Annotated in this window: 27 protein-coding genes; 13 read left to right on the top strand and 14 right to left on the bottom strand. The window is 65.0% G+C overall.

The annotated features are described in order from the left end of the window. The first annotated feature begins 80 nt into the window (after window positions 1-80). The 4 genes from QCE49_RS19345 (at window position 81) to QCE49_RS19330 (ending at window position 4,598) form a co-directional block, all read left to right on the top strand. Complete coding sequence (locus QCE49_RS19345; protein WP_250458089.1) at window positions 81-1,382, top strand: NAD(P)/FAD-dependent oxidoreductase; 1,302 nt, start codon at window positions 81-83, stop codon at window positions 1,380-1,382. Next, window positions 1,367-2,137 (top strand): DUF1365 domain-containing protein, encoded by a 771-nt coding sequence (locus QCE49_RS19340; protein ID WP_250436977.1) that lies wholly within the window; start codon window positions 1,367-1,369, stop codon window positions 2,135-2,137. The genes QCE49_RS19345 and QCE49_RS19340 overlap by 16 nt, the downstream gene beginning before the upstream one ends. Further along, complete coding sequence (locus QCE49_RS19335; RefSeq protein WP_250458090.1) at window positions 2,134-3,345, top strand: cyclopropane-fatty-acyl-phospholipid synthase family protein; 1,212 nt, start codon at window positions 2,134-2,136, stop codon at window positions 3,343-3,345. Before QCE49_RS19340 ends, QCE49_RS19335 begins: the two co-directional genes overlap by 4 nt. Before the next feature lie 209 nt (window positions 3,346-3,554). Continuing rightward, window positions 3,555-4,598: a sensor domain-containing diguanylate cyclase gene (locus QCE49_RS19330; protein WP_008347198.1), complete on the top strand. Its 1,044-nt coding sequence runs from the start codon at window positions 3,555-3,557 to the stop codon at window positions 4,596-4,598. A gap of 4 nt (window positions 4,599-4,602) precedes the next feature. On the opposite strand, the gene QCE49_RS19325 is transcribed toward QCE49_RS19330, so the two are convergent. The 4 genes from QCE49_RS19325 to QCE49_RS19310 all read right to left on the bottom strand — a co-directional run bounded on the left by QCE49_RS19325 (window position 4,603) and on the right by QCE49_RS19310 (window position 7,636). After that, a complete protein-coding gene (locus QCE49_RS19325; protein ID WP_250436975.1) occupies window positions 4,603-5,304 on the bottom strand; it encodes an SDR family NAD(P)-dependent oxidoreductase in 702 nt (233 codons plus the stop codon). Window positions 5,305-5,362: 58 nt separating this feature from the next. Continuing rightward, window positions 5,363-5,749, bottom strand: coding sequence for a potassium channel family protein (locus tag QCE49_RS19320; RefSeq protein WP_175982074.1), 387 nt, complete (start codon window positions 5,747-5,749; stop codon window positions 5,363-5,365). Window positions 5,750-5,911: 162 nt separating this feature from the next. Continuing rightward, complete coding sequence (locus QCE49_RS19315; RefSeq protein WP_250458091.1) at window positions 5,912-7,105, bottom strand: polysaccharide pyruvyl transferase family protein; 1,194 nt, start codon at window positions 7,103-7,105, stop codon at window positions 5,912-5,914. Between the two features lie 54 nt (window positions 7,106-7,159). Then, entirely contained in the window at window positions 7,160-7,636 is a 477-nt protein-coding gene (locus tag QCE49_RS19310) for a glycine zipper 2TM domain-containing protein (RefSeq protein ID WP_250458092.1), read from the bottom strand. Window positions 7,637-7,817: 181 nt separating this feature from the next. Between QCE49_RS19310 and QCE49_RS19305 the strand changes: the two genes are divergently transcribed. From QCE49_RS19305 to QCE49_RS19295, 3 genes are all read left to right on the top strand, one after another. Beyond that, a complete protein-coding gene (locus QCE49_RS19305; RefSeq protein ID WP_250458093.1) occupies window positions 7,818-8,576 on the top strand; it encodes a hypothetical protein in 759 nt (252 codons plus the stop codon). Between the two features lie 231 nt (window positions 8,577-8,807). Beyond that, on the top strand, window positions 8,808-10,076 hold the full coding sequence (locus tag QCE49_RS19300; protein ID WP_034472221.1) for a sorbosone dehydrogenase family protein: 1,269 nt from the start codon (window positions 8,808-8,810) through the stop codon (window positions 10,074-10,076). Further along, the gene (locus QCE49_RS19295; RefSeq protein ID WP_008347185.1) at window positions 10,073-10,390 is read left to right on the top strand and encodes a cytochrome c; all 318 of its coding nucleotides are present in this window, start codon (window positions 10,073-10,075) and stop codon (window positions 10,388-10,390) included. The genes QCE49_RS19300 and QCE49_RS19295 overlap by 4 nt, the downstream gene beginning before the upstream one ends. Window positions 10,391-10,573: 183 nt before the next feature. Here QCE49_RS19295 and QCE49_RS19290 read toward each other — a convergent pair whose 3' ends face one another. The 4 genes from QCE49_RS19290 to QCE49_RS19275 form a co-directional block, all read right to left on the bottom strand. Next, entirely contained in the window at window positions 10,574-11,617 is a 1,044-nt protein-coding gene (locus QCE49_RS19290; protein WP_008347183.1) for a YhcG family protein, read from the bottom strand. A 261-nt stretch (window positions 11,618-11,878) separates the two neighbouring features. After that, window positions 11,879-12,061, bottom strand: a complete 183-nt coding sequence (locus tag QCE49_RS19285; protein WP_175982079.1) for a hypothetical protein — start codon at window positions 12,059-12,061, stop codon at window positions 11,879-11,881. A 123-nt stretch (window positions 12,062-12,184) separates the two neighbouring features. Beyond that, a complete protein-coding gene (locus QCE49_RS19280; RefSeq protein ID WP_008347180.1) occupies window positions 12,185-12,862 on the bottom strand; it encodes a glutathione S-transferase family protein in 678 nt (225 codons plus the stop codon). 18 nt (window positions 12,863-12,880) lie between these two features. Further along, window positions 12,881-13,678 carry an enoyl-CoA hydratase/isomerase family protein gene (locus tag QCE49_RS19275; RefSeq protein WP_250458094.1) on the bottom strand — a complete coding sequence of 266 codons (798 nt, stop codon included), beginning with the start codon at window positions 13,676-13,678 and terminating at the stop codon, window positions 12,881-12,883. A 304-nt stretch (window positions 13,679-13,982) separates the two neighbouring features. Between QCE49_RS19275 and modA the strand changes: the two genes are divergently transcribed. Genes modA through modC form a run of 3 tightly spaced genes read left to right on the top strand, consistent with a single transcriptional unit; the run spans window position 13,983 to window position 16,574 of the window. After that, the gene (gene modA, locus QCE49_RS19270) at window positions 13,983-14,747 is read left to right on the top strand and encodes a molybdate ABC transporter substrate-binding protein (RefSeq protein ID WP_008347177.1); all 765 of its coding nucleotides are present in this window, start codon (window positions 13,983-13,985) and stop codon (window positions 14,745-14,747) included. An 8-nt stretch (window positions 14,748-14,755) separates the two neighbouring features. Further along, window positions 14,756-15,436: a molybdate ABC transporter permease subunit gene (modB, locus tag QCE49_RS19265; RefSeq protein WP_250458095.1), complete on the top strand. Its 681-nt coding sequence runs from the start codon at window positions 14,756-14,758 to the stop codon at window positions 15,434-15,436. A gap of 19 nt (window positions 15,437-15,455) precedes the next feature. Then, window positions 15,456-16,574 (top strand): molybdenum ABC transporter ATP-binding protein, encoded by a 1,119-nt coding sequence (gene modC, locus QCE49_RS19260; RefSeq protein ID WP_250458110.1) that lies wholly within the window; start codon window positions 15,456-15,458, stop codon window positions 16,572-16,574. Here modC and QCE49_RS19255 read toward each other — a convergent pair. Next, window positions 16,563-17,150, bottom strand: coding sequence for an NUDIX domain-containing protein (locus QCE49_RS19255; RefSeq protein WP_250458096.1), 588 nt, complete (start codon window positions 17,148-17,150; stop codon window positions 16,563-16,565). The genes modC and QCE49_RS19255 overlap by 12 nt on opposite strands. Before the next feature lie 78 nt (window positions 17,151-17,228). Between QCE49_RS19255 and QCE49_RS19250 the strand changes: the two genes are divergently transcribed. From QCE49_RS19250 to QCE49_RS19240, 3 genes are all read left to right on the top strand, one after another. Continuing rightward, window positions 17,229-17,984 carry a DeoR/GlpR family DNA-binding transcription regulator gene (locus QCE49_RS19250; protein ID WP_250458111.1) on the top strand — a complete coding sequence of 252 codons (756 nt, stop codon included), beginning with the start codon at window positions 17,229-17,231 and terminating at the stop codon, window positions 17,982-17,984. A 173-nt stretch (window positions 17,985-18,157) separates the two neighbouring features. Then, the gene (locus QCE49_RS19245; protein ID WP_033535906.1) at window positions 18,158-18,508 is read left to right on the top strand and encodes a hypothetical protein; all 351 of its coding nucleotides are present in this window, start codon (window positions 18,158-18,160) and stop codon (window positions 18,506-18,508) included. A gap of 50 nt (window positions 18,509-18,558) precedes the next feature. After that, the gene (locus QCE49_RS19240) at window positions 18,559-19,089 is read left to right on the top strand and encodes a YMGG-like glycine zipper-containing protein (protein WP_033535907.1); all 531 of its coding nucleotides are present in this window, start codon (window positions 18,559-18,561) and stop codon (window positions 19,087-19,089) included. Window positions 19,090-19,098: 9 nt separating this feature from the next. Here QCE49_RS19240 and QCE49_RS19235 read toward each other — a convergent pair whose 3' ends face one another. The 5 genes from QCE49_RS19235 to QCE49_RS19215 all read right to left on the bottom strand — a co-directional run bounded on the left by QCE49_RS19235 (window position 19,099) and on the right by QCE49_RS19215 (window position 23,964). Continuing rightward, window positions 19,099-19,929, bottom strand: a complete 831-nt coding sequence (locus tag QCE49_RS19235; RefSeq protein WP_250458097.1) for a hypothetical protein — start codon at window positions 19,927-19,929, stop codon at window positions 19,099-19,101. Between the two features lie 18 nt (window positions 19,930-19,947). After that, a complete protein-coding gene (locus QCE49_RS19230) occupies window positions 19,948-20,700 on the bottom strand; it encodes a lipoyl protein ligase domain-containing protein (RefSeq protein WP_250458098.1) in 753 nt (250 codons plus the stop codon). Window positions 20,701-20,809: 109 nt separating this feature from the next. Further along, window positions 20,810-21,934, bottom strand: coding sequence for an acetoin dehydrogenase dihydrolipoyllysine-residue acetyltransferase subunit (locus tag QCE49_RS19225; protein ID WP_250458099.1), 1,125 nt, complete (start codon window positions 21,932-21,934; stop codon window positions 20,810-20,812). Then, window positions 21,934-22,950 (bottom strand): alpha-ketoacid dehydrogenase subunit beta, encoded by a 1,017-nt coding sequence (locus tag QCE49_RS19220; protein ID WP_008347157.1) that lies wholly within the window; start codon window positions 22,948-22,950, stop codon window positions 21,934-21,936. Before QCE49_RS19220 ends, QCE49_RS19225 begins: the two co-directional genes overlap by 1 nt. 18 nt (window positions 22,951-22,968) lie before the next feature. Then, the gene (locus QCE49_RS19215; RefSeq protein ID WP_008347155.1) at window positions 22,969-23,964 is read right to left on the bottom strand and encodes a thiamine pyrophosphate-dependent dehydrogenase E1 component subunit alpha; all 996 of its coding nucleotides are present in this window, start codon (window positions 23,962-23,964) and stop codon (window positions 22,969-22,971) included. Between the last annotated feature and the right edge of the window lie 18 nt (window positions 23,965-23,982).

Raw genomic sequence — 23,982 nt, 5'->3', positions numbered from 1 at the left:
GTATTTGATCTCGCACTCGTCTGGAACAGCCACGTCCACGCGGCGCGAGGAGACCTTTTGGCGCGAGGAGACCGCCCGTCATGGAATCATCGACAAAAGAAAGACAGCAGCGCATCGCGGTGATCGGCGCGGGGATCGCCGGTCTCGCGAGCGCGTATCTGCTCTCGCGCGCGCATCGCGTGACGCTTTTCGAAGCCGCCGATTATCTCGGCGGCCATACGCATACCGTCGATGTCGCGCTCGACGGCGTGCAGCATCCCGTCGATACGGGCTTTCTCGTGTTCAACGACCGAACGTATCCCAATCTCATCGCGCTGTTCGATGAACTCGGCGTCGCGGCGCATCGCAGCGACATGACGTTTTCCGTTTCGCTCGACGGCGGACGCTTCGAATGGGCGGGCACAAACCTCAACACCGTGTTCGCGCAGCGGCGCAATCTCTTCTCGCCGTCGTTCATCGGCATGCTGGGCGACATTCTGCGCTTCAATGCATCGGCTCATAGGCAGCTCGAACGCGTGAGCGCGACGCGCTGCTCGGTCGGCGAACTGCTCGTCGAGGGCGGATACGGCGCGCCGTTTCAGCGCCACTATCTTCTGCCGATGGCCGCGGCGATCTGGTCGAGCGCCGCGCACGACATCCTGCGCTTTCCCGCCGCCACGTTCCTGCGCTTCTGTCTCAATCACGCGCTATTGCAGGTGAACGGCCGGCCGCCGTGGAAGACCGTCGCGGGCGGCGCGCGCGAGTATGTGCGGCGCATCGCGGCCACGCTCGACGACGCACGCACGCGCGCGCCCGTGCGAGGCGTGCGCCGCGACGACAACGGCGTCACCGTGATGACCGACGATGCCGGTCCCGAGCGCTTCGATGCCGTCGTGCTCGCGACGCACGCACCGACGAGCCTGGGCCTCATCGACGACGCATCCGCCGATGAGCGCGCAGTGCTCGGCGCCGTGCGGTATCAGCGCAACATCGCGGTGCTGCATACGGATTGCGCGCTCTTGCCGCGCCGCCGCCGCGTGTGGTCGGCCTGGAACTACATCGGCGCGCGTGCGGCGCTTGCGCGCGACGCGGCCGCGCCCGTCTGCGTGAGCTATCTGCTCGATCAGCTTCAGCCGCTTCCTTTCAGGATGCCGGTCATCGTCACGCTCAATCCCGTCGATGAACCCGCGCCTCGCACGCAACTCGGCCGCTACGAATACGAACATCCGCTCTTCGATCTCGCCGCCATCGATGCTCAGGCGCGTCTGCCGCGCATTCAGGGCGTGCGCCGGACGTGGCACGCGGGCGCGTGGACCGGTTACGGCTTTCACGAAGACGGCCTGAAATCGGCGTTGCGCGTCGCGCGCGATTTCGGCGTCCAGCCGGCATGGGCGCGACCATGAAGACGGCGCAATGGCTGACGGGCCGCGTGATGCACGAGCGGCTGCGTCCGGCGCGGCATCGCTTCGAGTATCCGGTGCGCTACGTGCGTTGCGACGTCGCGCGTCTCGACGCGTTGCGCTGTGCGTGGTTCGGCATCGACCGCATTCGGCCGCTCGCGCTGTTTCGATGCGATTACGGCCCGCGCGAACACTGCGATCTCGATCTCTGGATGCGCGCGTGCCTCGCGCAGTCGCGCATTCCCGCCGACGGCGAAATCCATCTTCTGACGATTCCGCGCGTCTTCGGCTACGCGTTCAATCCGGTGAGCTTCTGGTTCTGTCATGACCGCGCAGGCGCGTTGCGCGCGCTTTACGCCGATGTGCGCAACACCTTCGGCGAGCATCGCGGCTATTTGCTGAGCGCGCAGGATCATGCGCCGATCGTCGAAGACACCGTGCTCGTCTGCCGCAAGACGCTGCACGTTTCGCCCTTTTGCGATGTCGCCGGCGACTACGCGTTTCGCGTGCGGCAGCGTGGCGACCGCTTGAGCATCTCGATCGATTATCGCGACCGCGACGGGCTGCTGCTGCGCACCGCGATCGGTCTCGTCGCGCGGCCGCTCACCGGCGCGCTCGCGTGTCGCACGCTCTTGTGCGCGCCGCTCTTCGCCGCGGGCGTCATTGCGCGGATTCACTGGCAAGCGCTGCGGCTGTGGATGAAGCGCGTGCCTTTTTACGGCAAGCATCCACCGACGAGGGACGAGACGCGACCATGAACCTGCTGCGATCTTTCTCCGCGACATCGGCGATGCCGATGTCCGCGCGGATCTTTCTCGGCCTTCTGCGTCGCATCAGCGTCGGACATCTCGTGCTCGTCATGCCGGATGGCGGGCGCTCTGTGTTCGGCGATCCGCTGATGCAACCGGCGGCGCTTCTTTTCATCCGCGACTGGCGCGCGTGCCGGGCGATTCTGCGCGCGGGCGACATCGGCTTCGCGCGGGCGTATCGGGCGAAATGGCTCGATACGCCCGATCCGTGCGCCCTGCTGCGGCTCGCGATCCGCAACGAGACGGCGCTCGCGCGCACGGTCGCGGGCGGCTTTGTCGCGCGGTGCTGGCACAACGTGCGGCATCGTCTGCGCCTGAACACGCGCGCGGGGAGCCGCCGCAACATTCACGCGCATTACGACATCGGCAACGCGTTCTACGGGCTCTGGCTCGATCCGACGTGGACGTATTCGAGCGCATGGTTCGATGGCGACGCCGGTCTTCCGCTCGAAGCGGCGCAGGAACGGAAGTATCGGCGCATCGTCGATACGCTCGGACTCACGGCGGGGATGCGCGTGCTGGAGATCGGCTGCGGCTGGGGCGCCTTCGCGCGGCACGCGGCGCGTCTCGGCATACGCGTGCACGGCGTGACCGTTTCGACCGCGCAACATGCGTTCGCCGTGGAACGCGTAGCGCGCGAAGGTTTGAGCGGGCTTGTCGATATCGAACTGCGCGACTATCGCGATGTGTATGGACAGTACGACGCGGTGGTGTCGATCGAAATGTTCGAAGCCGTGGGCGAACGGTTCTGGCCGGCGTATTTCCGCGTGCTGCGCCGCTGTCTCGCGCCGGGCGCGAAGGCGCTCGTGCAGTCGATCACCATCGACGATGCGCGCTTTGCCGCGTATCGCGCGTCCAGTGACTTCATCCGCGAGACGATCTTTCCGGGCGGCATGCTGCCGAGCCCGGAGCGCTTCGCACGCGCGGCGCGGCGCGCGGGACTCGATGCACGCGCGACGCTTTCGTTCGGCGCGGATTACGCAAGGACGCTGAGGTGTTGGCGAGACGCGTTCGAGATGCACGCCGATGCAGTCCGCGCGCAAGGATTCGATGAAGCCTTCGTGCGGACGTGGCGGCTGTATCTGGCTTATTGCGAAGCGGGCTTCGACGAGGCGCGCACCGATGTCATGCACTTTGTGGTGTGGGGGGAGGGGTGAGGACGTCGATCGGGCGAAAAAAAGCCCCGACCCTGTCGGGGCAAAGGTACGAGACCACCTTGTAGCGTTGCAGCTACCCGGCGAGCATAGGCGACTGCGCGCGCACTTCCCACCAGTAAAGTCCGAAACCTCACGCGCGACTTCAGAATCGGCGGACGTTGCCGATAACACACGCACACGTCCACCAGGCATCGCCGCCACCGCACACGATGAATCGCGCCCCATCCGACAGTTCGCTCCAGGCCGCTTTCCTGCGGCACGAAGACACACTCGCGCCGCCCGAGCGCGCGCTCGGCGAGGACGATCACGCCGTCTATCGCACGCTGCTCGAATCGACCAAGGCGATTCCGTGGAAGATCGACTGGGCGACGATGGAATTCGCCTACATCGGCCCGCAGATCGAGGCCCTGCTCGGCTGGGCGCCGTCGTCGTGGAAAACGGTCAACGACTGGGCCGAGCGCATGCATCCCGACGACCGCGAAGCAGTCGTCAACTTCTGCGTCTCTCAATCGAAGGCGGGCACGGATCACGAAGCGGATTACCGCGCGCTCACCCGCGACGGCGGCTACGTGTGGCTGCGCGATGTCGTGCACGTCGAGCGCAACGAGAAAGGCGAGGTCGAGGCGCTGATCGGCTTCATGTTCGATATCAGCGAACGCAAGCGCACCGAAGAAAAGCTCGCGCAAATGCAGCGCGAACTGGAACGCCTGTCGTTCAGCGACAGCCTGACGGGCGTCGGCAATCGCCGCCGCTTCGACGACGTGATGGCGCGCGAATGGCATGCCGCGAAGGATTCGGGCAAGCCGCTGTCGCTCGTGATGATCGATATCGACTTCTTCAAGTCGTACAACGATTACTACGGCCACGTTCAGGGCGACGAGTGTCTGAAGCGCATTGCGCGCGTGCTCGGCGAGGCGGCGGGTCCGCAGCACTTTCTCGGCCGGTTCGGCGGCGAGGAATTCGCGCTGATTCTCGCCGATACCGACGCCGAATCCGCGATACGCGTCGCGGAGCGTTGCCGCGCGCTGATCGCCGAGGAAGCGATTGCGCACGTGCGCTCGCCGCACGATCAGCGAGTGACGGCGAGCTTCGGCGTGGGCACCGTCGTTCCGGGCGAGCGCATGGACGTGACGGCGTTCATCAATCTGACCGACGCGCAGTTGTATCAGGCGAAGGACAACGGCCGCAACCGCATTGCGGCGGTGGATCGCGCGGGCATGCAGGGCGAAGGCTTCAAGGCGCAGTCGCGCTGAAACGTCAGACGCGTCCCGTCACCGGAACCGCCGCGCCCGTGATGCATTGCGCATCCGGCGAAAGCAGGAACGCGATCACCGCGCCGAGCGCTTCGGGCCGCACCCAGCGGGAGAAATCGGCGTCGGGCATGTCGCGGCGATTCGGCGCGGTATCGATGATCGACGGCAACACCGCGTTCACCGTCACGCCCGTGTCCTTCAACTCTTCGGCGAGCGCTTCGGTCAGGCGCAACAGCGCGGCCTTCGATGCCGCGTAAGCGCCCATCCCCATGCCCGCTTTCATCGCCGCGAGCGCGCCGACATTGACGATGCGCCCGCCTTCCTTCGCGCCCAGTTGCGCGAGCGCGGCCTTCGATGCGTTGAGCGCGGTCTTCACGTTGACATCGAACATCGCTTGCCAGGTGTCGGCGCTGCCGTCCGCGACCGTTTCCCAGGCGAATGCGCCGGCGACGTTCACGAGCGCATCGAGGCCGCCCGTCCGCTGAACGACCGTATCGATGGCTTGTTGCGCCGATTTCGCATCCGTCAGATCGATGCCGGTCACGATGCACGCGTCGCCGAGCGGCGCGGGCAACGCTTCCGACGCCGCGCCGTGGCCGATCAGCGCGACCCGCGCGCCGCGTTGCGCGAGCACGCGCGCCGTCGCGAGTCCGAGACTGCCGAAGCCGCCCGTGATGGCGACGATCTTTCCTTCGAGGCTGTTCATGACGTTGTCGCTCCCTTCGATGGCGCCTGATGAAGCATAGGACGGAACGCGGCGATCTTCAGGGCGCGTGTCGCGCATCGCGTTTCACCGCGCGCTGGACCGCGAACACGGCCACCGCCGTCGTCGTGCCGGTGACGAGCACGCCATACAAGCCCAGCAACATCGACAAGGCTCGCCCGATGCCCGTCGTCGCGACGACATCGCCGTATCCGATGGTCAGCGCCGTCACGCCGCAGTAATAGACGGTTGCGCCGAACGAAACGCGCGCGTGCGTCGCGGTTTCGACGGGCGCGCCGAGCCAGAACATCGCCGCGCAGAGCGCGAAGAACGCCATCAGCAGCGTGCCGAGCAGCGAGCGCAAATGCCACAGCGCGCGGATGAACTCGACCGTCACCTCGCGTGAATTGATCGTTTCGACCTTGAAGAGTTTCGTGATGCTATTCATTCGGAATGGACCTGCTGCGCGTGAACGAAAGCCGTCATCCTACCTTCGCCCGCATCGGCCCGAAGCATCCGGGCGCGTTATTCAGCCAGCGCCGATCTCGCCTTTCCGGAAGCCTTCGCGCCGCTTTCGGCGGCCGTCAGGTCGTATCCGGATTTCGCGTCTTCATGGCCCGAGCGCCGATCGCGCGACACGCTCGAATCCCGCCCGATGCGCCTTCGCGAGCGCCGATGCCGTCTCGCGAAGCGCCGCGCGATCCATCGCCCGCGCTTCGTGCATGGCGGGGTGCAATTCGGCGATGCTCACCACACCCGGCGCGCCCGCGATCTCCCACGTCGAGGCGTACGCGCGCTGCTTGGCCGCGTCCGTGTGCGCGATATTCACGCGCGGCAAGCCGTACGCCATCGCGACGATCCGGCCATGCAGGCTGCTGCCCGCGTAACCGTCGCTTTTCGCGATCAGCGCGCAGATGTCCCAGACGTCGAGCGAATCGAAGATCGTCACCGACGGATGGCGCATACGCGCCGCCATGCGCTCGTAGACCGCGATGTCGTCGTGCCACGGCGCCGCGCCCGCGCGAAACAGCGCGATGCCCAGTCCCGTCGATGCGCCGATCAGATCCAGTTGATGCGCGATTTGCGCGAGCGTCGCGTCGTCGCCGAAATCCGCGCTGAACTGGACGGCCAGATAACCGCGCGGGAACGCGCGGCATGCGCCGGCGCGCGTCCGGATGCGCGCGTCGAAAAGCTCGGCGACCATCGATGCCGGATCGGGGACGAGGCGCGCGTCGATTCCCGCGCGCTTCAGGAAGGCTTGCGTGTGCGTGTCTCGGACGCTGATGTCATCGGCTGAACGGAGCTTGGCCAGCACTTCGGCCTGAAACGCGGCATCGCGGGCGTCGAGCGTCGCGCCGCCGATCGCATCGAAGGAAATCGACGCCGCTCGCGGAAACGTCTCGCGGCCGATGACGTACGGCGCGAGCGCGTCCATGCCGAGTTCGGCGCGCGCCCACGCGTTTCGATCCGCCGCGCGCGACTCGTATCGGGCGATGCAGGCTTGCGCTTCGTCGGGATGCTTCAGCATCACGGCGGCTTCCCACGCGTCGCACGTCAGCAACTCGCCGCCCGCGTGGATCAGCACGACGGGCTCGTCGCGCCAGCGCGCGGCCAGTTGCGAAAGCGCGGCGACGTCGTGGCCGCCGTGCGCGCGCAGTTCGCGCCGCGCGCATCCGGCGAATATCGGTTCGACGTTCGGACGGCGTTCAGCGAGCAAGGCCGCGACGACATGCGCGAACAACATGTCGCCGAAGTTATGCCGGTCGAACGCGCCGAACACGATGATCCGCCGATTGCTTCCCATCCGAACGCACCTCACGATCCGCTCATTCTGCACGTTCACACTTCCTTCACACGATCAGGCCGTCACGCGCGTGATGCCGCCGCTCGACAGCAAACGCACGCGCTGGCCGGCGTAGAACATCTGGCCATCGGCGGCCTGGGTGATCGCGCGCAAATCGCCGTTGTCGAGACGCACGGTGATTTCGATTCCCTTCTGCCGTTCGAGATGATCCTGAATTTGATCGCCCGCGACCGCGCCGGCAATGCCGCCGATCACGCCGGCAAGCAGCGAGCCGTGTCCTTCTCCGACCGCGCTGCCCGCCACCGCGCCGAGCAGGCCGCCACCGATCGCGCCGAACGGAGCCGGATGGCCGTCGTTGTTCTCGATCGTCACGCCGCGCACGCTTTCGACGGTCGCCATACGCACCGTTTCCTCGTGTTGCGTCTGCATGCTGTCGTAGATGTCGGCGGAACTTCCCATCGATGCGCAACCGCTCATGCCCACCGTGCAGGCGACGGCCAAAGCGCAGACCGCGATAGTCGACTTGTTCATGTTCTTGCTCCTCAGATCGGACGATGTCTTGTTGGTTTCGGCTCGCGTTTCGCGTATCGCGTTGCCATGCAAAGCATCGTAAAGAGGCCGAATGAGCGCTGAATGAGCCGGCGCGACGCGCTTGACCTGCATGATTGAAGCGCTTATACAGGACTCTCATCGCTCGCGACCGGAGTGCAGAATGACAAGAAACGCAATTCCCTTCGTGGTTTGCGCCATCGCTCTCGCTGCATGTTCCACCGGCGGTTCCAACTCCGCGCCGCCGCCCGGCGCCGTTACGACGACGCTACCTTCGGGCGGCGTCTACAAAGGCTCGCTCACGGGCAACACGGCGCAAGCCACGCTTCTCATGCTTTTCGACGGCACCGCCTATCTCTTCTACGCAAGCGCGGGCGGCGCGGGACTCGCGGGCGTCGCGGTCGCGAAGAACGGCAAGCAATCGGGCGATGGCCGCTTCATCAGCGACGCCGCATTCGACTATCGCGTGGGCAAGGCGCCTGCGTCGGCGGCCGTTTTCAGCGTGAACTTCGCGCGCGCGCCCGCCGTCGACGGAACTGTCGCGAACAAGGACGGCGGCGCGGGGCTCGCGTTTTCCGCCAACGCCGCGCCGATGCTCGACATCGCGCCGAGCCGCGCCAACGCGGGCGGCCTGTACAGCGGACGCGGCATGTCGCTCGGCGGAACGACGCAGACGCGCATCACGGTCGCGGGCGACGGCTATCTCGCCGGCACGACGACATCCGGCTGCATCTTCAAAGGCACGACGGCGCCGCACCAAGGCGCGAACGCCTACGACGTCTCCGTGACCTTCGGCCCCGCGCCCTGCCCGCTTCCCGATACGACCGTGACCGGTCACGCGGTGCTCGACGGCGCGCGTCTACTCGTCGCGTTGCCGAGCCCGGACCGCACCGACGTCTTTCTCTTCGACGGCCGGAAATAGATGCCGCATGCAACCGCGCGCCGCAGCGAAACTTAGTCATCCGCTGCTTACTTAAGCGATTTCTATCCTAAGATTGTTTTCATTGCCGAAGCGTCGTGCGATGCGCGCGTCGGCGGAAGTGGCCGTGTTTTGTTCAGTGCAATTCCGAGAGCACCTTTTGCTTTGCATGGAACCGGACGGCGCCACCGAAACGTCCGCTCCGGTTATTAACAACAACAGGAGACAAACCGGATGAACGCAACGTTCAAGCTTTTGCCGTTGGCCGTCGGCGCGATGATCGCCTGCGTGCCGCACGCGAACGCCGCGCAGGACAACATCAACGCGCTTTCGAATTTCCGGCAGACGGGCAATGCCGCACCGCCGGAAACCATTCCGCAAGCTGGCCAGACGGCCGATGCGCTGCGCAAGAATCTCGAGCAGATCAAATTGCCGCCCGGCTTCAAAATCGAGCTATACGCCGTCGTGCCCGAGGCCCGCGCGATGACGATCGAGCCTTCGACGGGCGTCGTGTTCGTCGGCAGCCGCAAAAATCGCGTGTGGCAGGTGACTGACCGGACCAAGCAACGCGTAGCGAGCGATGTCGTGCAGTTCGCGTCGTCGGTGACGTTCAAGGTGCCCAATGGCGTCTGCTTCTCGCCGGACGGCGTGCTCTACGTGGTCGAGCAGAACCGCGTGCTCGGCTTCCCGGCGGCGCAGTTCTTCGGCGAAGGCGGACCGGATGTCGCCGCGGCGGTCGTCGTCCCGCAGGGCAAGCTGATCCCGACGCAGTTCGAAAGCTTCAATCACGGCGCGCGCTACTGCCGCGTCGGGCCGGACAAGAAGCTGTACATCGCGCTCGGCCAGCCGTGGAACGTGCCGCCGAAAGACAAGCTCGCCGAACTCGACAGGAATGGGCTCGCGGGCATCATCCGTCTGGATCAGGACGGCAAGAACCGCGAAGTCTACGCGCACGGCGTGCGCAATTCGGTCGGTCTCGATTTCAATCCGAAGGACAAGACGCTCTGGTTCACCGATAACCAGGTCGACGGCATGGGCGACGACACCCCGCCGGGCGAGCTGAATCGCGCGACCAAGGGCGGCGAGAACTTCGGCTTTCCGTGGTACGGCGGCGGCAAGGTGCGAACGGTGGAATACAAGGACCAGAATCCGCCGGCGGGTCTCGTGTTTCCGCAGGTCGAGTTCGCCGCGCATGCCGCCGATCTCGGCATGTCGTTCTACAACGGGAAGATGTTCCCGCAGAAGTATCAGGGCGGCATCTTCGTTGCGGAGCACGGCTCGTGGAACCGCACGAAGCCGATCGGCGCGCGCATCATGTTCACGCCGATCAAGGACGACGGCACCGCAGGCGAGGCGGAAGTCTTCGCGGAAGGCTGGCTGACGAGCAGCGGTGAGTACATGGGCCGTCCCGCCGACGTGCAGATGCTGCAAGACGGCTCGATGCTCGTCTCCGATGACTACGCGGGCGCGATCTATCGCATTTCGTATTCGGGGGCCAAATGAGGGTCGCGCTGACGGCGGCGGTGCTCGCGGGCGTTCTGGCGGCGGGCGCTTCCGCGTCGTTCGCCGCCGGCGACATCAAAGCCGGGCGCGCGAAGGCGACGGCGTGCGCGGCCTGTCACGGCATCGACGGAATGTCGAAACTGCCGGAAGCGCCCAATCTCGCCGGGCAGACGGAGGAATATCTCGTGAAGGCGCTCAACGATTTCCGCACGGGCGAGCGCAAGAACGAAATGATGTCGATGATGGCGAAAACCTTGTCCGACGCGGACGTCGCCAATCTGGCCGCCTACTATCACAGCCTCGGCAAGCAGTGACCGCCGCCGATGTGTTGCAAATTTGCTGCGGTCGATTACCGATTGCGATTTTTTTTGTTTTAGGTGTTGACGTGGCGGCTTAAGGGTTTATACTAACACCTGTCTCCTCCATGTCTCAACCGATGTGGATTCAAGCCCGCTCAACTGAAGCGGGCTTTTTTTTGGCCTAATTTTCTGGCCGCTTCACCGCTCGTCCGGCATGTCGCCGCGCAATTCGGCCTCGATCTGGTCGATCGAAGGCAGGGTCGTCTCCAGCGATGCCGGAACTTCACGCAGCAGCTGATATTCGGCGACGCCCATCGGCTTCGCGACGCCGCGCAGCGCATATTCGGCGACCAGCCGGTTCTTCTCCTTGCACAGCAAAAGCCCGATCGTCGGCTGATCGTCGGGCGCCTTCAGTTGCGCATCGACAGCGGAGAGGTAGAAATTGAGCTGGCCGGCGTATTCGGGCTTGAACGGCGTCGTCTTCAGTTCGACCACCACGTAGCAGCGCAGCTTCAGGTGATAGAACAGCAGATCGATGAAGAACTCGTCGCCGCCCACATCCAGCCGATACTGCCGTCCGACGAACGCGAAGCCTGCGCCCAGCTCCAGCAGAAAGCGCGTGATGTGCTGCGTGAGCGCCTGTTCGATATCGCGTTCCTGCGCGTTTTCGGCGAGTCCGAGGAAATCGAAGATGTATGGATCCTTGAGCGCGTCGCGCGCCAGATCGGATTGCGGCGGCGGCAGGCGCTCGTCGAAATTGGTGATCGCGCTGCCGCTGCGCGTGTGCGCGGCGGTTTCGATCTGCATCACGAGAATCTGGCGCGACCAGCCGTGCTCCAGCGCCTTCGCCGCGTACCAGCTTCGATCGTCCTGATTCTTGAGCTTGTCGAGCAGCGTGCAGAGATGGAACCACGGCAATTGTGCAGCAGGCTGCTGCACGAATGCCTCGTCCGGCCACGCCTGCGCGAGCGCGCGCATGTATTTCAGATTGCGCGGTGAAAAGCCGCGCATGTCGGGAAACGCCGATTTCAGATCGCGCGCGAGCTGATCGATGACGCCCGCGCCCCAGCCCTGTCGCCGCTGACGATCGAGAATATCGCGGCCGATCTGCCAATACAGCGTGACGAGCTCCCGGTTCGCGCTGGCCGCCGCCCGCTGGCGCGCGCGCTCGACACGTAGTTTCAGTTCGGCGAGCCAGCGCCGGTAATCGTCGTCCCAGACGTTGGGAAGATTGGCGGTCATGCGGTTCCTGGTTCGACGCCCGTTGTCGTGGAACCGTCATTATCGGCGGATTCTGCTGCTGCGTCGGTTGGTCTCCTGACGCGCCCGTGGCGCCTGGCTTGGGGTTATCTTCCCAGGCTCTTCGGCCTCGATGCTTTATGTTGTCCACAGAAACTGGGCACAAGCCTGTGGATATCGTTTCAGATTTTGCTGCAACGCATTGATTCGACAACACTTACTTCCGCCGCCCAACGACGCGCCCCGCGCGCGCCGTCGTCGTCGTCAGTCGGCATTCGGCATGCACGACGCGAGCACCGCGTCGAAGCGATTCATCTCGATGCTGAAAATCGATTGCGGCGCGGTGGCGTTCAGTTCGTCCGCGGGGGATGTCGGCAGCGCCATCGCAATGGTGGCCGTCGCGAGCAGCGCAAGGACAACCGACAGGAACCAGGAAAGAACGATCATCGCCAACCTCGTCAAGTAAGACTCTCTGAATCGGCGCGCGTGAACGTCAGCGCGTGATGTGAAGAGTACGGCTGCGTGGCGCTTCGCACAGCCCTACGGACGGGGGGACGTGAAGGAGGGTAACTACGGACGCAGCAGTGGCGACGCCGTCGTCGATACGCCTTGCGCGAGCGCCGCGGCTTCCTGCGCCTCGAGCGCGCGGACGAAGCCTTCGCGTTCGCGCAGACGCCGCCAGTATTCCGCGATCGATGGCGCGAAGTGCGCGCTCTGCCCCAGCAATTCCGCGAGCATCAGCGCGTAGCCGACGGAAATGTCCGCCGCCGTGAAACGCCCCGCGCACAGATACGGCTGCGCGTCGAGCAGCGGCGCGAGCGTGCGCAGACGCGCGTGGAACCACCGCGCGTAATCCTCGACGATCTGCGGCTGCAGCCGCTCCGGCGGCTCCAGATGCGCGTAGCGAAGCACGAGCGTCTGCGGAAACGTGAGCGTCGCTTCGCCGAAATGCACGAAGTTGAGATAACGGCCGAAATCGGCCTCGTGCGGCGCGACATCGAGCGCGCCCGGCGAATAGCGCGCCGCCAGATACTGGCAGATCGCCGACGATTCGGTCATGAAAAGCGCGTCGTCCGCATCGTCGGTGAGCGCCGGAATCGTGCCGAGCGGATTCACGTCCTTGAAACCGCGCGCGAACACGCGCGGCGGAAACGGCAGCATCTTCAGTTCATACGGCACGCCGATTTCTTCCAGCGCCCACAGCGGCCGGAACGAGCGCGCGCTCACGCAGTGATGCAGCGTAATCACGTCGATTCCTCCGGTGCTTCAAACGAGCCAGGACGGCTTGCGCTTCTCGAGGAAGCTGCGCACGCCTTCGCGCCCCTCGTCCGATGCGCGGATGCGCGCGATGCGCTCCGCCGTCTCGCCGATCGACGGTTCGTCGATCTCCTTGCCCGCGAAATCCGCGACGAGCTTCTTGCATTCGCGCACGGCGTTCGGACTGTTCGCGGCGATGCTCGCGGCGATCGCTTCGACGCGCGCATCGAGCTGATCGGCGGCGACGGCTTCGTGCACGAAACCGAGACGCAGCGCTTCGGCGGCATCGAAGCGCTCGGCCGTCACGAAATAGCGATGCGCCGCGCGCGCGCCCATCGCGCGGATCACGTACGGCGCGATCGTCGCGGGCATCAGGCCGAGCTTCGCTTCGGAGAGACAGAAGTGCGCCGTGTCCGCCGCGACCGCGATATCGCACACGGCGACGAGTCCCATGCCGCCCGCGTAGGCGTCGCCCTGCACGCGCGCGATGACCGGCTTCGAGCAGGCGTAAATCGTGTTGAGCATGGTGGCGAGACCGAGCGCATCGGCGCGATTTTCCGCTTCCGAATAGCCCGCCATGCGCTTCATCCAGTTGAGATCGGCGCCCGCGCAGAATGCCGGACCGTTCGCGGCAAGCACGATAACGCGCACGTTGGCGTCGTCGTCGAGCGCGCGGAAGGCGGCGGTCAGCTCGACGATGGTCGCGTCGTCGAAGGCGTTGCGCACGTCGGGGCGATCGAGCGTCACGCGCGCGACGTGGCCTTCGATGCCGAGCTTCAGGCGTTGCAGATTCGCTGCGTCGGTCATGCTTCGTCTCCTGCGCGCTCGAATTGAGCGCGGCTCAGTTTATCGTGGCTGGCAATTTACCTTTCGGCGATCAGTTTCATCGGAAAACACGAAAACGGTCAACTCATATCTTTGAGTGTCACTCACAATGAGTCCATCAAACAATCATCCGACGAGTCGCGCCGAAACCCATGCACCGACGCAATATACTCGTATATATTACGGTGCTCGCCGGACCCTACGGCCACACGCTCGCGGCCTCCAACGCGCCGCCTGAAGTCGTTCCATAAGCAGAATTTCAACTCGGTTCAAGGAGCTTTACGTGATGACTCGTATTCTGCGCGCTTTGCTTTGCGCGTTCGTTCCGCTCGCTGCGGGCATTGCTTCGGCATCCGCGCTGGCCGGCGAAGTGCAGGTCGCGGTCGCGGCCAACTTCACGGCGCCCGTGCAGGCGATCGCCGCCGACTTCGAGAAAGACACCGGCAACAAGGTCGTCGCATCGTTCGGCGCGACGGGTCAGTTCTACGCGCAGATCAAGAACGGCGCGCCGTTCGAAGTGTTCCTCGCCGCCGACGACGCCACGCCCGCCAAGCTCGACAGCGAAGGCGCGACCGTTCCCGGCAGCCGCTTCACCTACGCGACGGGCGCGCTCGCGCTGTGGTCCGCGAAAGACGGCTACGTCGACGATAAAGGCGACGTGCTGAAGAAGAACGCGTTCAAGCACATCGCGATCGCGAACCCGAAGGCCGCGCCGTACGGTCTCGCCGGCTATCAGACGCTCGACAAGCTCGGCCTCGCAGCAGAAATCAAGCCCAAGGTCGTCGAAGGCCAGAACATTTCACAGACGCAGCAGTTCGTCGCGACCGGCAACGCGGAGCTCGGCTTCGTCGCGCTGTCGCAGATCTACAAGAACGGCAAGGTCACGAGCGGCTCGGCGTGGATCGTGCCGGCGAACCTCCACGAGCCAATCAAACAGGACGCGGTTATCCTGAACAAGGGCAAGGACAATCCGGTCGCGAAGCAGTTCATCGAGTACCTGAAGGGTCCGAAGGCCGCCGAAGTCATCAAGTCCTACGGTTATCAACTCTAATTTCGCCGATGCCGCTCGATAGCGCCGATCTCCAGGCTATTACGCTGACGCTCGAACTCGCGTCGCTGACAACGGTGCTCCTGCTCGTCGCCGGCACGCCGATCGCGTGGTGGCTCACGCATACGCGTTCGAAACTGAAGGGCGTCGTCGGCGCGGTGGTGGCGCTGCCGCTCGTGCTGCCGCCGACGGTCATCGGCTTCTATCTGCTCGTGCTGATGGGGCCGAACGGTTATGTCGGCAAGATCACGCAGGCGCTCGGTATCGGCTTGCTGCCGTTCACGTTCACGGGGCTCGTCGTCGGCTCGGTGATCTATTCGATGCCGTTCGTCGTGCAGCCGCTGCAGAATGCGTTCGAAGCGATCGGGCGCCGTCCGCTCGAAGCCGCCGCGACATTGCGCGCCGGTCCGTGGGACACGTTTCTCACGGTGGCGCTGCCGCTCGCGCGGCCGGGCATCGTCACGGCGACGATTCTCGGCTTCGCACATACCGTCGGCGAATTCGGCGTCGTGCTGATGATCGGCGGCAATATTCCGGGGCGCACGCGCGTCGTGTCCGTGCAGATCTTCGATCACGTCGAGGCGCTCGAATACGCGCAGGCGCACTGGCTCGCGGGCGGCATGGTGATATTCTCGTTCGTCGTTCTTCTGCTGCTCTACTCCGGCCGACGTTCCGTCACGGCTCATGTCTGAACTCACTTATCAACGCGTGATGCTCGACCGCGCGCATACCCGTTCCGACGAAGCCATCGAAGCGCGCTTTCTCGTCGAGCACGAGGGTTTCGCCTTCGATATCGATCTCGCGCTGCCCGGTCGCGGCGTCACCGCGATCTTCGGCCATTCCGGCTCCGGAAAAACCACGCTGCTGCGCTGTCTCGCGGGACTCGCGCGGCCGCGCGCCGGGCGGCTCGTCGTCAACGGCGAAGTCTGGCTCGACACCGAGCGCCGCATTTTTCTGCCGACGCACAAGCGCCCGCTCGGCTACGTCTTTCAGGAAGCGAGCCTCTTTCCGCACTTGAGCGTGAAGAAGAATCTGCGCTTCGGGCTGGAGCGCGTGAAGTCGGCAGAGCGGCGCGTGGATTTGTCGCAGGCGGCGGACTTGCTCGGCATCGCGCATCTGCTGGAGCGCATGCCGGCCGGATTGTCAGGCGGCGAACGGCAACGCGTGGGCATCGCGCGGGCGCTCTTGACGAGTCCGCGTCTGCTTTTGCTCGATGAACCGCTCGCGTCGCTCGATCAAAAACGCAAGCAGGAAATCCTGCCGTATCTCGAACGCCTGCACGATGAACTCGACATTCCCGTGATCTACGTGAGCCACGCGCCCGAAGAAGTCGCGCGTCTCGCGGATCATCTCGTGCTGCTCGAAGGCGGCCGTGCGCTTGCGAGCGGGCCGATCGCCGATACGCTCGCGCGGCTCGATCTGCCGCTCGCAATGGCCGACGACGCATCGGTCGTGTTCGAGGGAATCGTCGACGGATACGACAGCAAGTACGGCCTGCTCACGCTCGCGCTGCCGGGCTCGCGCGCGAAGCTCGCCGTCGTGCATACGCCTTTGTCCTGCGGCAAGACGATGCGCGTCGCCATCAAGGCGCGCGACGTGAGTCTCGTCACCGGCACGCACGAGCACGAGCGCAGCAGCGTGCTGAACGTGCTGCCCGCGACGGTGATCGGCATCGCGAAGGACGCCCATCCGTCGCAAGCCGTGGTGCGGCTCGACGTCGACGGCTCGCCGCTGCTCGCGCGCGTCACGCGTTATTCGCTGGACCGGCTAGGCATCGTCGAAGGCATGCGCCTGTGGGCGCAGGTGAAGACGGTGTCGCTACTCGCCTGAACGCGCCGCGAGCGCGGCGTATTGCAGCAGCATGATCGTCTTGCCGTCCATGATTTCGCCGCGCTCGATCATCTGCATGGCGGTTTGCAGCGGGACTTCGATCGTCTCGATTTCCTCGCCCTCTTCCTCTACGCCGCCGCCGTCCGAAACGCGCATCGAGCTGTCGTAATCGCCGACGTAGAAATAGAGCTTCTCCGTGACCGATCCCGGGCTCATGAACGCCTCGAAGATCTTCTCGACGCGATGCACGCGATAACCCGTTTCCTCCTCGACTTCCGCGCGAATGCGCTCTTCGGGCGTGGCGTCGTCGAGCAGGCCGCCGGGCGACTCGATCAGCATGCCGTCGTGTCCGTTGACGAACGCGGGCATGCGGAACTGGCGCGTCAGCAGCACGTTGCCGGTCTTGCGATCGCGCAGCAGAATCGTCGCGCCGTTGCCGCGATCGTAGGTTTCGCGGCTCTGACGCTGCCAGGCGCCATCGCGGCGCTGAAAATCGAAAGTCACTTTTCTGAGGACGTACCAGTCGTCCGACAGCACTTCGGTTTTGAGGATGCGGACGCGCTCGCTCGTTTCCATCGGTTCACCCGTTCGACAAGTTGTTGAACTCATGGTAGCGTGCAGTTTCGTGCAATATCAAGAAATTTCGTGCAAACAATGTTGACCAGTCAGCGCAAGAAAGCGATTCTCGATGCCCTCAAACGCGACGGCCAGGTGCTCGCCGCCGAACTGAGCGCACGCTTCGGCATTTCCGAGGACACGGTGCGGCGCGATCTGCGCGAACTCGCGGCCGAAGGGCTGCTGCAACGCGTGCACGGCGGCGCGCTGCCTGCTTCGCCCGCGATCGCGCCGTTCGCGCGGCGCGAGGACATGGAATCGGAGGCGAAGCGGCGCATCGCGAAGAAAGCGGCGGACATGATCGCGCCGGGGCAGATCGCGATCATCGACGGCGGCACGACGTCCGCGCTGCTCGTGCGTCAGTTGCCGGCGAATCTGTCCGCGACGATCGTCACGCATAATCCGAGCGTCGCCGTGGCGCTGGCGGAGCACGCTTCGGTCGACGTCGTGCTGATCGGCGGCAAGCTCTACAAGCATTCGATCGTCACGGTCGGGGCCGCTGCCGTCGAAGCCATGTCGCACATTCACGCCGATCTCTATTTCATGGGCGTCACCGGCGTACATCCGACGGCCGGCCTCACTACCGGCGATTTCGAGGAAGCGCACGTCAAGCGCGCGCTCGCGGCGCGCGCGGCGGAAACCGTCGTGCTGGCGTCGGCGGCGAAGCTCAACGCGGCGTCGGCCTACAGGATCGGCGGGATCGATCTGGCTCAGACGGTCATCGTCGAGGAAACCGCCGACGCGAAGCTCGTCGAACCGATCGAACGCGCCGGAATCACCGTGCTGCGCGCATGAATTCACGACACTTTGTTACCGGGTAACGCGCCGAAAAATACGCGCCGTTCCGCGTAATTGAAATTCTCCGGCAAAGGGAATAGCGTTCGAGGATGCGCTATGTCAGGTCAACTGCGGAGGTCGGATTTCCGTTAGCGCCATCGACATCGCAAACATTTTTTCTGGAGAAGGACGTGAATCGCCTGAAGGCTTTTATCGCGCTATCGCTGATCGCGAGCGCGGGCGTGACCGCCAACGCGTACGCCTGGGCGCGCGTCGGCGTGTGGGTCGGCGGACCCGTGTATTACCCGTATCCCGTCGCGCCGGCGCCGTATTACTACTATCCGCCGCCGCCCGTCGTCGTTCAGCCTGCCGCGCCGGTTCAATACGTCGAGCAGGGTCAGCCCGCCGCCGATCCGGGCGCGCCCGCGCAGCAGCCAGGCATGTGGTACTACTGCGACTCCGCGAAGGCCTATTACCCGTACGTGAAGCAATGCGCCAACGCATGGCGTCCGGTTCCGGCGACGCCGCCGCCATCGAACTGAGGCTGTTCGGCACTTTGAAAACCGATAACGAAGCGAATTCGCAAGAATCCATGAACTACTCGAGGCTTGGCCTTTTACTGGCGGCAATCGGCGTGACGGGCCTTTCGGCCTGCACCGTGATGCCTACCGGCCCCAGTGTGATGGCGCTACCCGGCAGCACCAAAACGTTCGACCAGTTCCGCGCCGATGACAACTCCTGCCGCCAGTTTGCCCTTCAGCAGGTCGGCGGCGTGGACGCCAATCAGGCGGCGACCAACAGCGCGGTCGGCAGCGCGGTCGTCGGCACCGCGCTCGGCGCGGCGGCGGGCGCGGCCTTCGGCGGCGGATCGGGAGCGGCCATCGGCGCGGGCGCGGGCCTTCTGACCGGCAGCGCGTTCGGCGTCGGGGCATCGCAGGCATCGGGCTACAACGTGCAGCAGCGCTACGACTACGCGTATCTGCAATGCATGTACGCCGCCGGCGACAAAGTGCCGGTACGCGGCTCGACGCGCATGGTTCAGCCGTCCGGCGGCGCGTATTCCACCACGCCTCCGCCGCCTCCGCCGCCGCCGGGCTGGCAGCCGCCGCCCGGAACTTACTGACAGACTGAGTCAATGCCGCACGCGCCGGTCATCGCCGCCGGCGGCGAGCGGCGCATCGGGCACGAACGACGGCGCCACGAGCAAGCCCGTCACCCAGCCGATATAAAACCGCAAGTCGCTCCAGAACTCCGATCGCTCATACACGCGAAACGCCTGTACGTGCGCGAGCCATAGCGCGAGTTGCAGCGCGCCCGTCAGCACGAGCCAGGCGAGCGCGATCACGCCGGTCGCGCGGGCGCAGCGCCTGAACGTGAACGCATCCCACTGTTCCCGCACGATGAGACATCCCGCGATCAGCACGGCTATCGTGGGAATCGCGCTCGTCACGAGCACATGCGCGCTCCAGCCGAATATCACGCCGACCAGCAAACCGACGATGATCGACAGCGCCGCAATCGGCCACGCGATCCACGACGGCGCGCGCGCGGCCATCCACGCAATCGTGATGAAAAACGGCGTGATCGCCCATTGCAGCGCCTGCGCCACGGCTTTCACGAGGTTCTCGCTTGCCTGCTCGTTGGCGTGACTCGCTGCGACATACACGGTGATCGCCTCGTGCACGCAGACGGCGACGATCGCAAAGCTCAACGCCTCGCACGCGGCGAAAGCGGGAGATTTCTCGGCGGGCTCGTGCGCGTCGGACAGACCGCGCAAGCGCTCCAGCACCGGCTCGACGAAGAACGCGAGAATCGCGCCGATCAGGAGCGCGGCGGCGGCATCGGTCAGCGAAAAATGGCCGAAGAGCGAAAACAGCCCTTGCCACAGAAATTCGGGCGCGGCCGCGCACACGGCCACCCAAAGCGCGAAGAAGAACCCGTTCGAAGCACTTCTGAGCGGCATGGCCACCTCGATGCGTTTTTATTGTTCCGGCGGCGACGCATCCTTCACGCGGTCGATCAATGTCGCGCGCACGCGCTCGCGCAGGTCGGCGGGCATCGAAAAGCATTCGTAGGCGAGCGCCTGCGCAACGGTCACGATCCGCAGTTCTTCGTAGCGGCGTCCGCTTTCGATCATCGCTTCGAAGGCGTTGGCGCGCTCGTTGATTTCGATCGGATCGGCATCGACGAGCAGGACGGCGTGGGCAAGCACCGCATAGAGCGGCTGGTCCTTGTCGCCGTGCGGCACGCGCCGCCAGTACTGCGCGGTGCCCGCGATCTTGCGGGCGTCGTCGCCGGGGCCCCAGGCGAGATTGAAGCGGCCGTCGCAGAAAGAACCTTCGACCGCCTGCCAGTGCGTCAGCACGCCGAGCGAGCTGAGGGCATCGGCGAGAATCCGGCACAGATGCACGTAGACGGTTTCGGACAGCGCGCCCATCGGCGCGCGCACCGGATACGCGAGGCTCAGATTGAGCACGCCCGGACCCTGCGGAACGAGACCGCCGCCGGACAGACGCAGCCACACGGGACAGCCGCGCGCAGCAAAAGCCTCGCGCGCGTCGGCGAGCGCCGCGTAACGCTGATAGCTGCGCGGCACGACGAGCGATGCAGGCGCGTCCCAGACATGCGCGACGGCATCGCCCGCGGCCGCGCGCGCGAGGAGCGCTTCTTCGGCTTGCAGCGGATCGTGCGGATCGCCGGAAAGCGCGGCGGGATCGATCAGTTGGAAGGGCATGGCATCGAAGGAATGACGCGCCGACGCAGACGCGATCCCGACATGGTAGTCAAGAACGCGCGGACGCGCCGCGACGGTGTCCTGCTCCGCCGCGGCGCGCGCCGGACGATCAGCCGCCCTTGCCTACGTGCTCCTTCAACAACGCGTTGACTTCGTTGGCCTTCTCCATCTGACTCATGTGCCCGGCGTCGTCGAACACGCGAACGGTCGCGCCTTCCGGTGCATGCTTCGCGTGCGCGGCGGGAATGATCTGGTCCTTTTCGCCCCAGATCACGAGCACCGGCTTGCGCGACGCAGCCAGCTTGCCGCCCGGCAGCGCGCTCTGCTTTCCGCCCGCGAACAAGCCGCCGTTGAGCGATGTCAGCGCGTCGCTGACGCCGTCGAGCCGCTTGTACTTCAGGAGATCGTCGAGCATCTGGCGGCTGACGAGTTCGGGATTCGCGAACAGCAGTTCGACCACCGGTTTCAGCTCGCGACGCGATTCGGCCGTGACGAAGCCTTCGGTGTACGCATTGTTCACTTCATCGCCGAAGCCGGCAGGCGAAATGAGCGACACGGACTGCACGCGCGACGGCTGATCGACGGCCATCTGCGCCGCGATGCCGCCGCCCATCGAATGGCCGACGAGATGCGCCGCTTCCAGACCCACGGCGTCCATGAACTTGCCGACGAACGCGGCCAGCGCTGCCAGAGACGTTCCAGGCACTTTAGGCGTCGATTGTCCGTGGCCCGGCAGATCCAGCGCGAATACGCGGTTCCTTTCGGCGAGCGCATCGAGGTTGAACAGCCAGTTGTCGAGATCGCCGCCGAAGCCGTGGATGAACAACACCGCGGGCCGGCTCGCATCGTCGCCGCCGCGCGAGGCGTAGCGCACGCGGATGCCATCGACATCGACGAAGTGATACGCCGCCGCTTCCTCGCCCGCTTCCTCATCTTCGGCGGGCGTGACGTAGGACGAAACGTACGCGTCGATATCGGCGTCGCTCACGTCGGACGGCGCGAGCACGCCGAGCAGCGCCTTGACCGGCAGCGTATCGCCCGCCGACGCGACCCGCCGACGCAGCAAACCCGCGTCGGGCGCTTCGACGGCGTTGGCGATCTTGTCGGTTTCGACATCGAGAATCGGCATGCCGACGGTAATCTCCGTGCCCTCCTCCACGAGCCATTCGTTGACCGTGCCTTCCTTCATCGACAAGCCCCATTTGGGCATCACGATCGGTGTGATTGCGGCCATCAGTGCTTTCCTCCCTTCATGGTTTTTCGTGCGGCGTCGGCGATCTGCGCGGCGCTCGGTATGTAAAGATCTTCGAGCGTCGGCGAGAACGGCACCGGCGTATGCGGTGCGCAGACCATCTGGATGCCCGCTTTCAGCGCGCCGAACGCCTGCTGCGCGACCTGCGCGGAAATATCCGTGGCGATATTGCAGCGTGGGTTCGCCTCATCGACGACGACGAGCCTGCCCGTGTTCTCGACCGTCTCCAGCACCGTATCGAGATCGAGCGGCGACAGCGTGCGCAGATCGACGACTTCCGCTTCGATGCCTTCCTTCGCGAGCGTCGCGGCCGCCTCCAGCGCGCGATGCACCATCAAGCCGTACGTGACGATCGACACGTCCTTGCCGTCGCGCACGACGTTCGCTTCGCCGAACGGAATCGCATACGAGTTCTCGGGCACTTCGCCTTCGAAGCCGTAGAGATTCTTGTGCTCGCAGAAAATGACCGGATCGTTGTCGCGGATCGCCTGAATCAGCAATCCCTTTGTGTCGTAGGGCGTCGACGGGCACACGACCTTCAGCCCCGGAATGTGCGTGAACAGCGAGGTCAGCATCTGGCTATGCTGCGCGGCCGCGCGAAAGCCCGCGCCGACCATCGCGCGGATCACGACGGGCGTTTCCGCCTTGCCGCCGAACATGTAGCGGAACTTCGCCGCCTGATTGAAGATCTGGTCGAAACACACGCCCATGAAGTCGATGAACATCAGCTCCGCGACCGGACGCATGCCGCACGCCGCCGCGCCGATCGCCGCGCCCACGTATGCCGATTCCGAGAGCGGCGTATCCAGAAGGCGATCGCCGTGCTTCGCGTACAGACCTTTGGTGACGCCGAGCACGCCGCCCCACGCGTCTTTCTCGCCGTCCGCGCCTGCGCCGCCGACGATGTCCTCACCCAGCACGATCACACTCGGATCGCGCGTCATTTCCTGATCGATGGCTTCGTTGATCGCCATCTTCATGCTCAGTTTGCGGGCCATGGTGTTTGTCTCCTCGAATCAATATTTGACGTAGACATCGGTGAGCAGATCGGCGGCGGTCGGCAAAGGCGCGTCCTTCGCTTCCTGCACCGCGCGGTCGATCAGCGCGGCGACCTCCTTGTCGATCGCGTCGAGTTCTCCCGGGGAGATCACGTCGGCTTGCGTGACGGCGGCCGCGAACTTCTTCAGGCAATCCTTGTTCGAGCGGATATCGTCGATTTCGCCGGGCGCGCGGTACGTCTGCGCGTCGCCTTCGAAGTGACCGTAGAAGCGGATCATCTTGCATTCGAGCAGCGCCGGCCCGCCGCCTTCGCGCGCGCGTTTGATGACCTCGCCCGCCGCTTCGTACACCGCGAAGAAATCGGTGCCGTCGACGGTCACGCCCGGAATGCCGAAGCCCGCCGCGCGATCGACGTAGCTATCGACGGCCGTGCCGTAGTCGCGCGCGGTCGATTCGGCATAGCCGTTGTTCTCGATCACGAAGATCACCGGCAGGTTCCACACGGCCGCGAGATTCAGGCTTTCGAGAAACGTGCCCTGGTTCGACGCGCCATCGCCCGCGAACGTGATGCCGACTTCGCCCTTGCCGCGAAACTTCGCCGCGAGCGCCGCGCCGCAGATCAGCGGCGCGCCCGCGCCGAGAATGCCGTTCGCGCCCATCATCCCTTTCGACAGATCGGCGATATGCATCGAGCCGCCCTTGCCGTTGCACGAGCCGCCTTTCTTGCCGTAGATCTCCTTCATCATCGCGACCGGATCGACGCCTTTCGCGATGCAGTGTCCATGTCCACGATGCGTGCTCGCGATGCGGTCGCCATCGTTCAAATGCGTCATGATGCCGACGCCCGCCGCCTCCTCGCCCGCGTACAGGTGCACGAAGCCGGGAATGTCCCCGCGTCCGAAATCGACGTGCAGGCGCTCTTCGAAATCGCGGATCGTGCGCATCTTGCGATACGCGCTCAGCAGTTCGTCCTTGGAGAGCGGCAAGCCGCCCGCATGTTGCGTCGCTGTCATCTCTGTCTCCTTTGATGT

Origin of the sequence: Caballeronia sp. LZ008 (genome assembly GCF_031451435.1) — a bacterium.
In the GTDB taxonomy this organism is placed as follows: domain Bacteria; phylum Pseudomonadota; class Gammaproteobacteria; order Burkholderiales; family Burkholderiaceae; genus Caballeronia; species Caballeronia zhejiangensis.
The sequence above is the reverse complement of the archived record's forward strand: the minus strand, read 5'-3'. Positions and strand labels throughout refer to the sequence as shown.

Coding starts and splice junctions, on each gene's coding strand:
- modB (WP_250458095.1), top strand. CDS start 14,756: ATGCCGCTCGATAGCGCCGATCTCCAGGCTATTACGCTGACGCTCGAA.
- QCE49_RS19315 (WP_250458091.1), bottom strand. CDS start 7,105: ATGGGAAGCAATCGGCGGATCATCGTGTTCGGCGCGTTCGACCGGCAT.
- QCE49_RS19235 (WP_250458097.1), bottom strand. CDS start 19,929: ATGCCGCTCAGAAGTGCTTCGAACGGGTTCTTCTTCGCGCTTTGGGTG.
- modC (WP_250458110.1), top strand. CDS start 15,456: ATGCTCGACCGCGCGCATACCCGTTCCGACGAAGCCATCGAAGCGCGC.
- QCE49_RS19305 (WP_250458093.1), top strand. CDS start 7,818: ATGACAAGAAACGCAATTCCCTTCGTGGTTTGCGCCATCGCTCTCGCT.
- QCE49_RS19335 (WP_250458090.1), top strand. CDS start 2,134: ATGAACCTGCTGCGATCTTTCTCCGCGACATCGGCGATGCCGATGTCC.
- QCE49_RS19215 (WP_008347155.1), bottom strand. CDS start 23,964: ATGACAGCGACGCAACATGCGGGCGGCTTGCCGCTCTCCAAGGACGAA.
- QCE49_RS19325 (WP_250436975.1), bottom strand. CDS start 5,304: ATGAACAGCCTCGAAGGAAAGATCGTCGCCATCACGGGCGGCTTCGGC.
- QCE49_RS19275 (WP_250458094.1), bottom strand. CDS start 13,678: ATGACCGACGCAGCGAATCTGCAACGCCTGAAGCTCGGCATCGAAGGC.
- QCE49_RS19340 (WP_250436977.1), top strand. CDS start 1,367: ATGGGCGCGACCATGAAGACGGCGCAATGGCTGACGGGCCGCGTGATG.
- QCE49_RS19300 (WP_034472221.1), top strand. CDS start 8,808: ATGAACGCAACGTTCAAGCTTTTGCCGTTGGCCGTCGGCGCGATGATC.
- modA (WP_008347177.1), top strand. CDS start 13,983: ATGACTCGTATTCTGCGCGCTTTGCTTTGCGCGTTCGTTCCGCTCGCT.
- QCE49_RS19220 (WP_008347157.1), bottom strand. CDS start 22,950: ATGGCCCGCAAACTGAGCATGAAGATGGCGATCAACGAAGCCATCGAT.
- QCE49_RS19295 (WP_008347185.1), top strand. CDS start 10,073: ATGAGGGTCGCGCTGACGGCGGCGGTGCTCGCGGGCGTTCTGGCGGCG.
- QCE49_RS19255 (WP_250458096.1), bottom strand. CDS start 17,150: ATGGAAACGAGCGAGCGCGTCCGCATCCTCAAAACCGAAGTGCTGTCG.
- QCE49_RS19310 (WP_250458092.1), bottom strand. CDS start 7,636: ATGAACAAGTCGACTATCGCGGTCTGCGCTTTGGCCGTCGCCTGCACG.
- QCE49_RS19290 (WP_008347183.1), bottom strand. CDS start 11,617: ATGACCGCCAATCTTCCCAACGTCTGGGACGACGATTACCGGCGCTGG.
- QCE49_RS19250 (WP_250458111.1), top strand. CDS start 17,229: ATGTTGACCAGTCAGCGCAAGAAAGCGATTCTCGATGCCCTCAAACGC.
- QCE49_RS19240 (WP_033535907.1), top strand. CDS start 18,559: ATGAACTACTCGAGGCTTGGCCTTTTACTGGCGGCAATCGGCGTGACG.
- QCE49_RS19225 (WP_250458099.1), bottom strand. CDS start 21,934: ATGGCCGCAATCACACCGATCGTGATGCCCAAATGGGGCTTGTCGATG.
- QCE49_RS19230 (WP_250458098.1), bottom strand. CDS start 20,700: ATGCCCTTCCAACTGATCGATCCCGCCGCGCTTTCCGGCGATCCGCAC.
- QCE49_RS19285 (WP_175982079.1), bottom strand. CDS start 12,061: ATGATCGTTCTTTCCTGGTTCCTGTCGGTTGTCCTTGCGCTGCTCGCG.
- QCE49_RS19345 (WP_250458089.1), top strand. CDS start 81: ATGGAATCATCGACAAAAGAAAGACAGCAGCGCATCGCGGTGATCGGC.
- QCE49_RS19330 (WP_008347198.1), top strand. CDS start 3,555: ATGAATCGCGCCCCATCCGACAGTTCGCTCCAGGCCGCTTTCCTGCGG.
- QCE49_RS19320 (WP_175982074.1), bottom strand. CDS start 5,749: ATGAATAGCATCACGAAACTCTTCAAGGTCGAAACGATCAATTCACGC.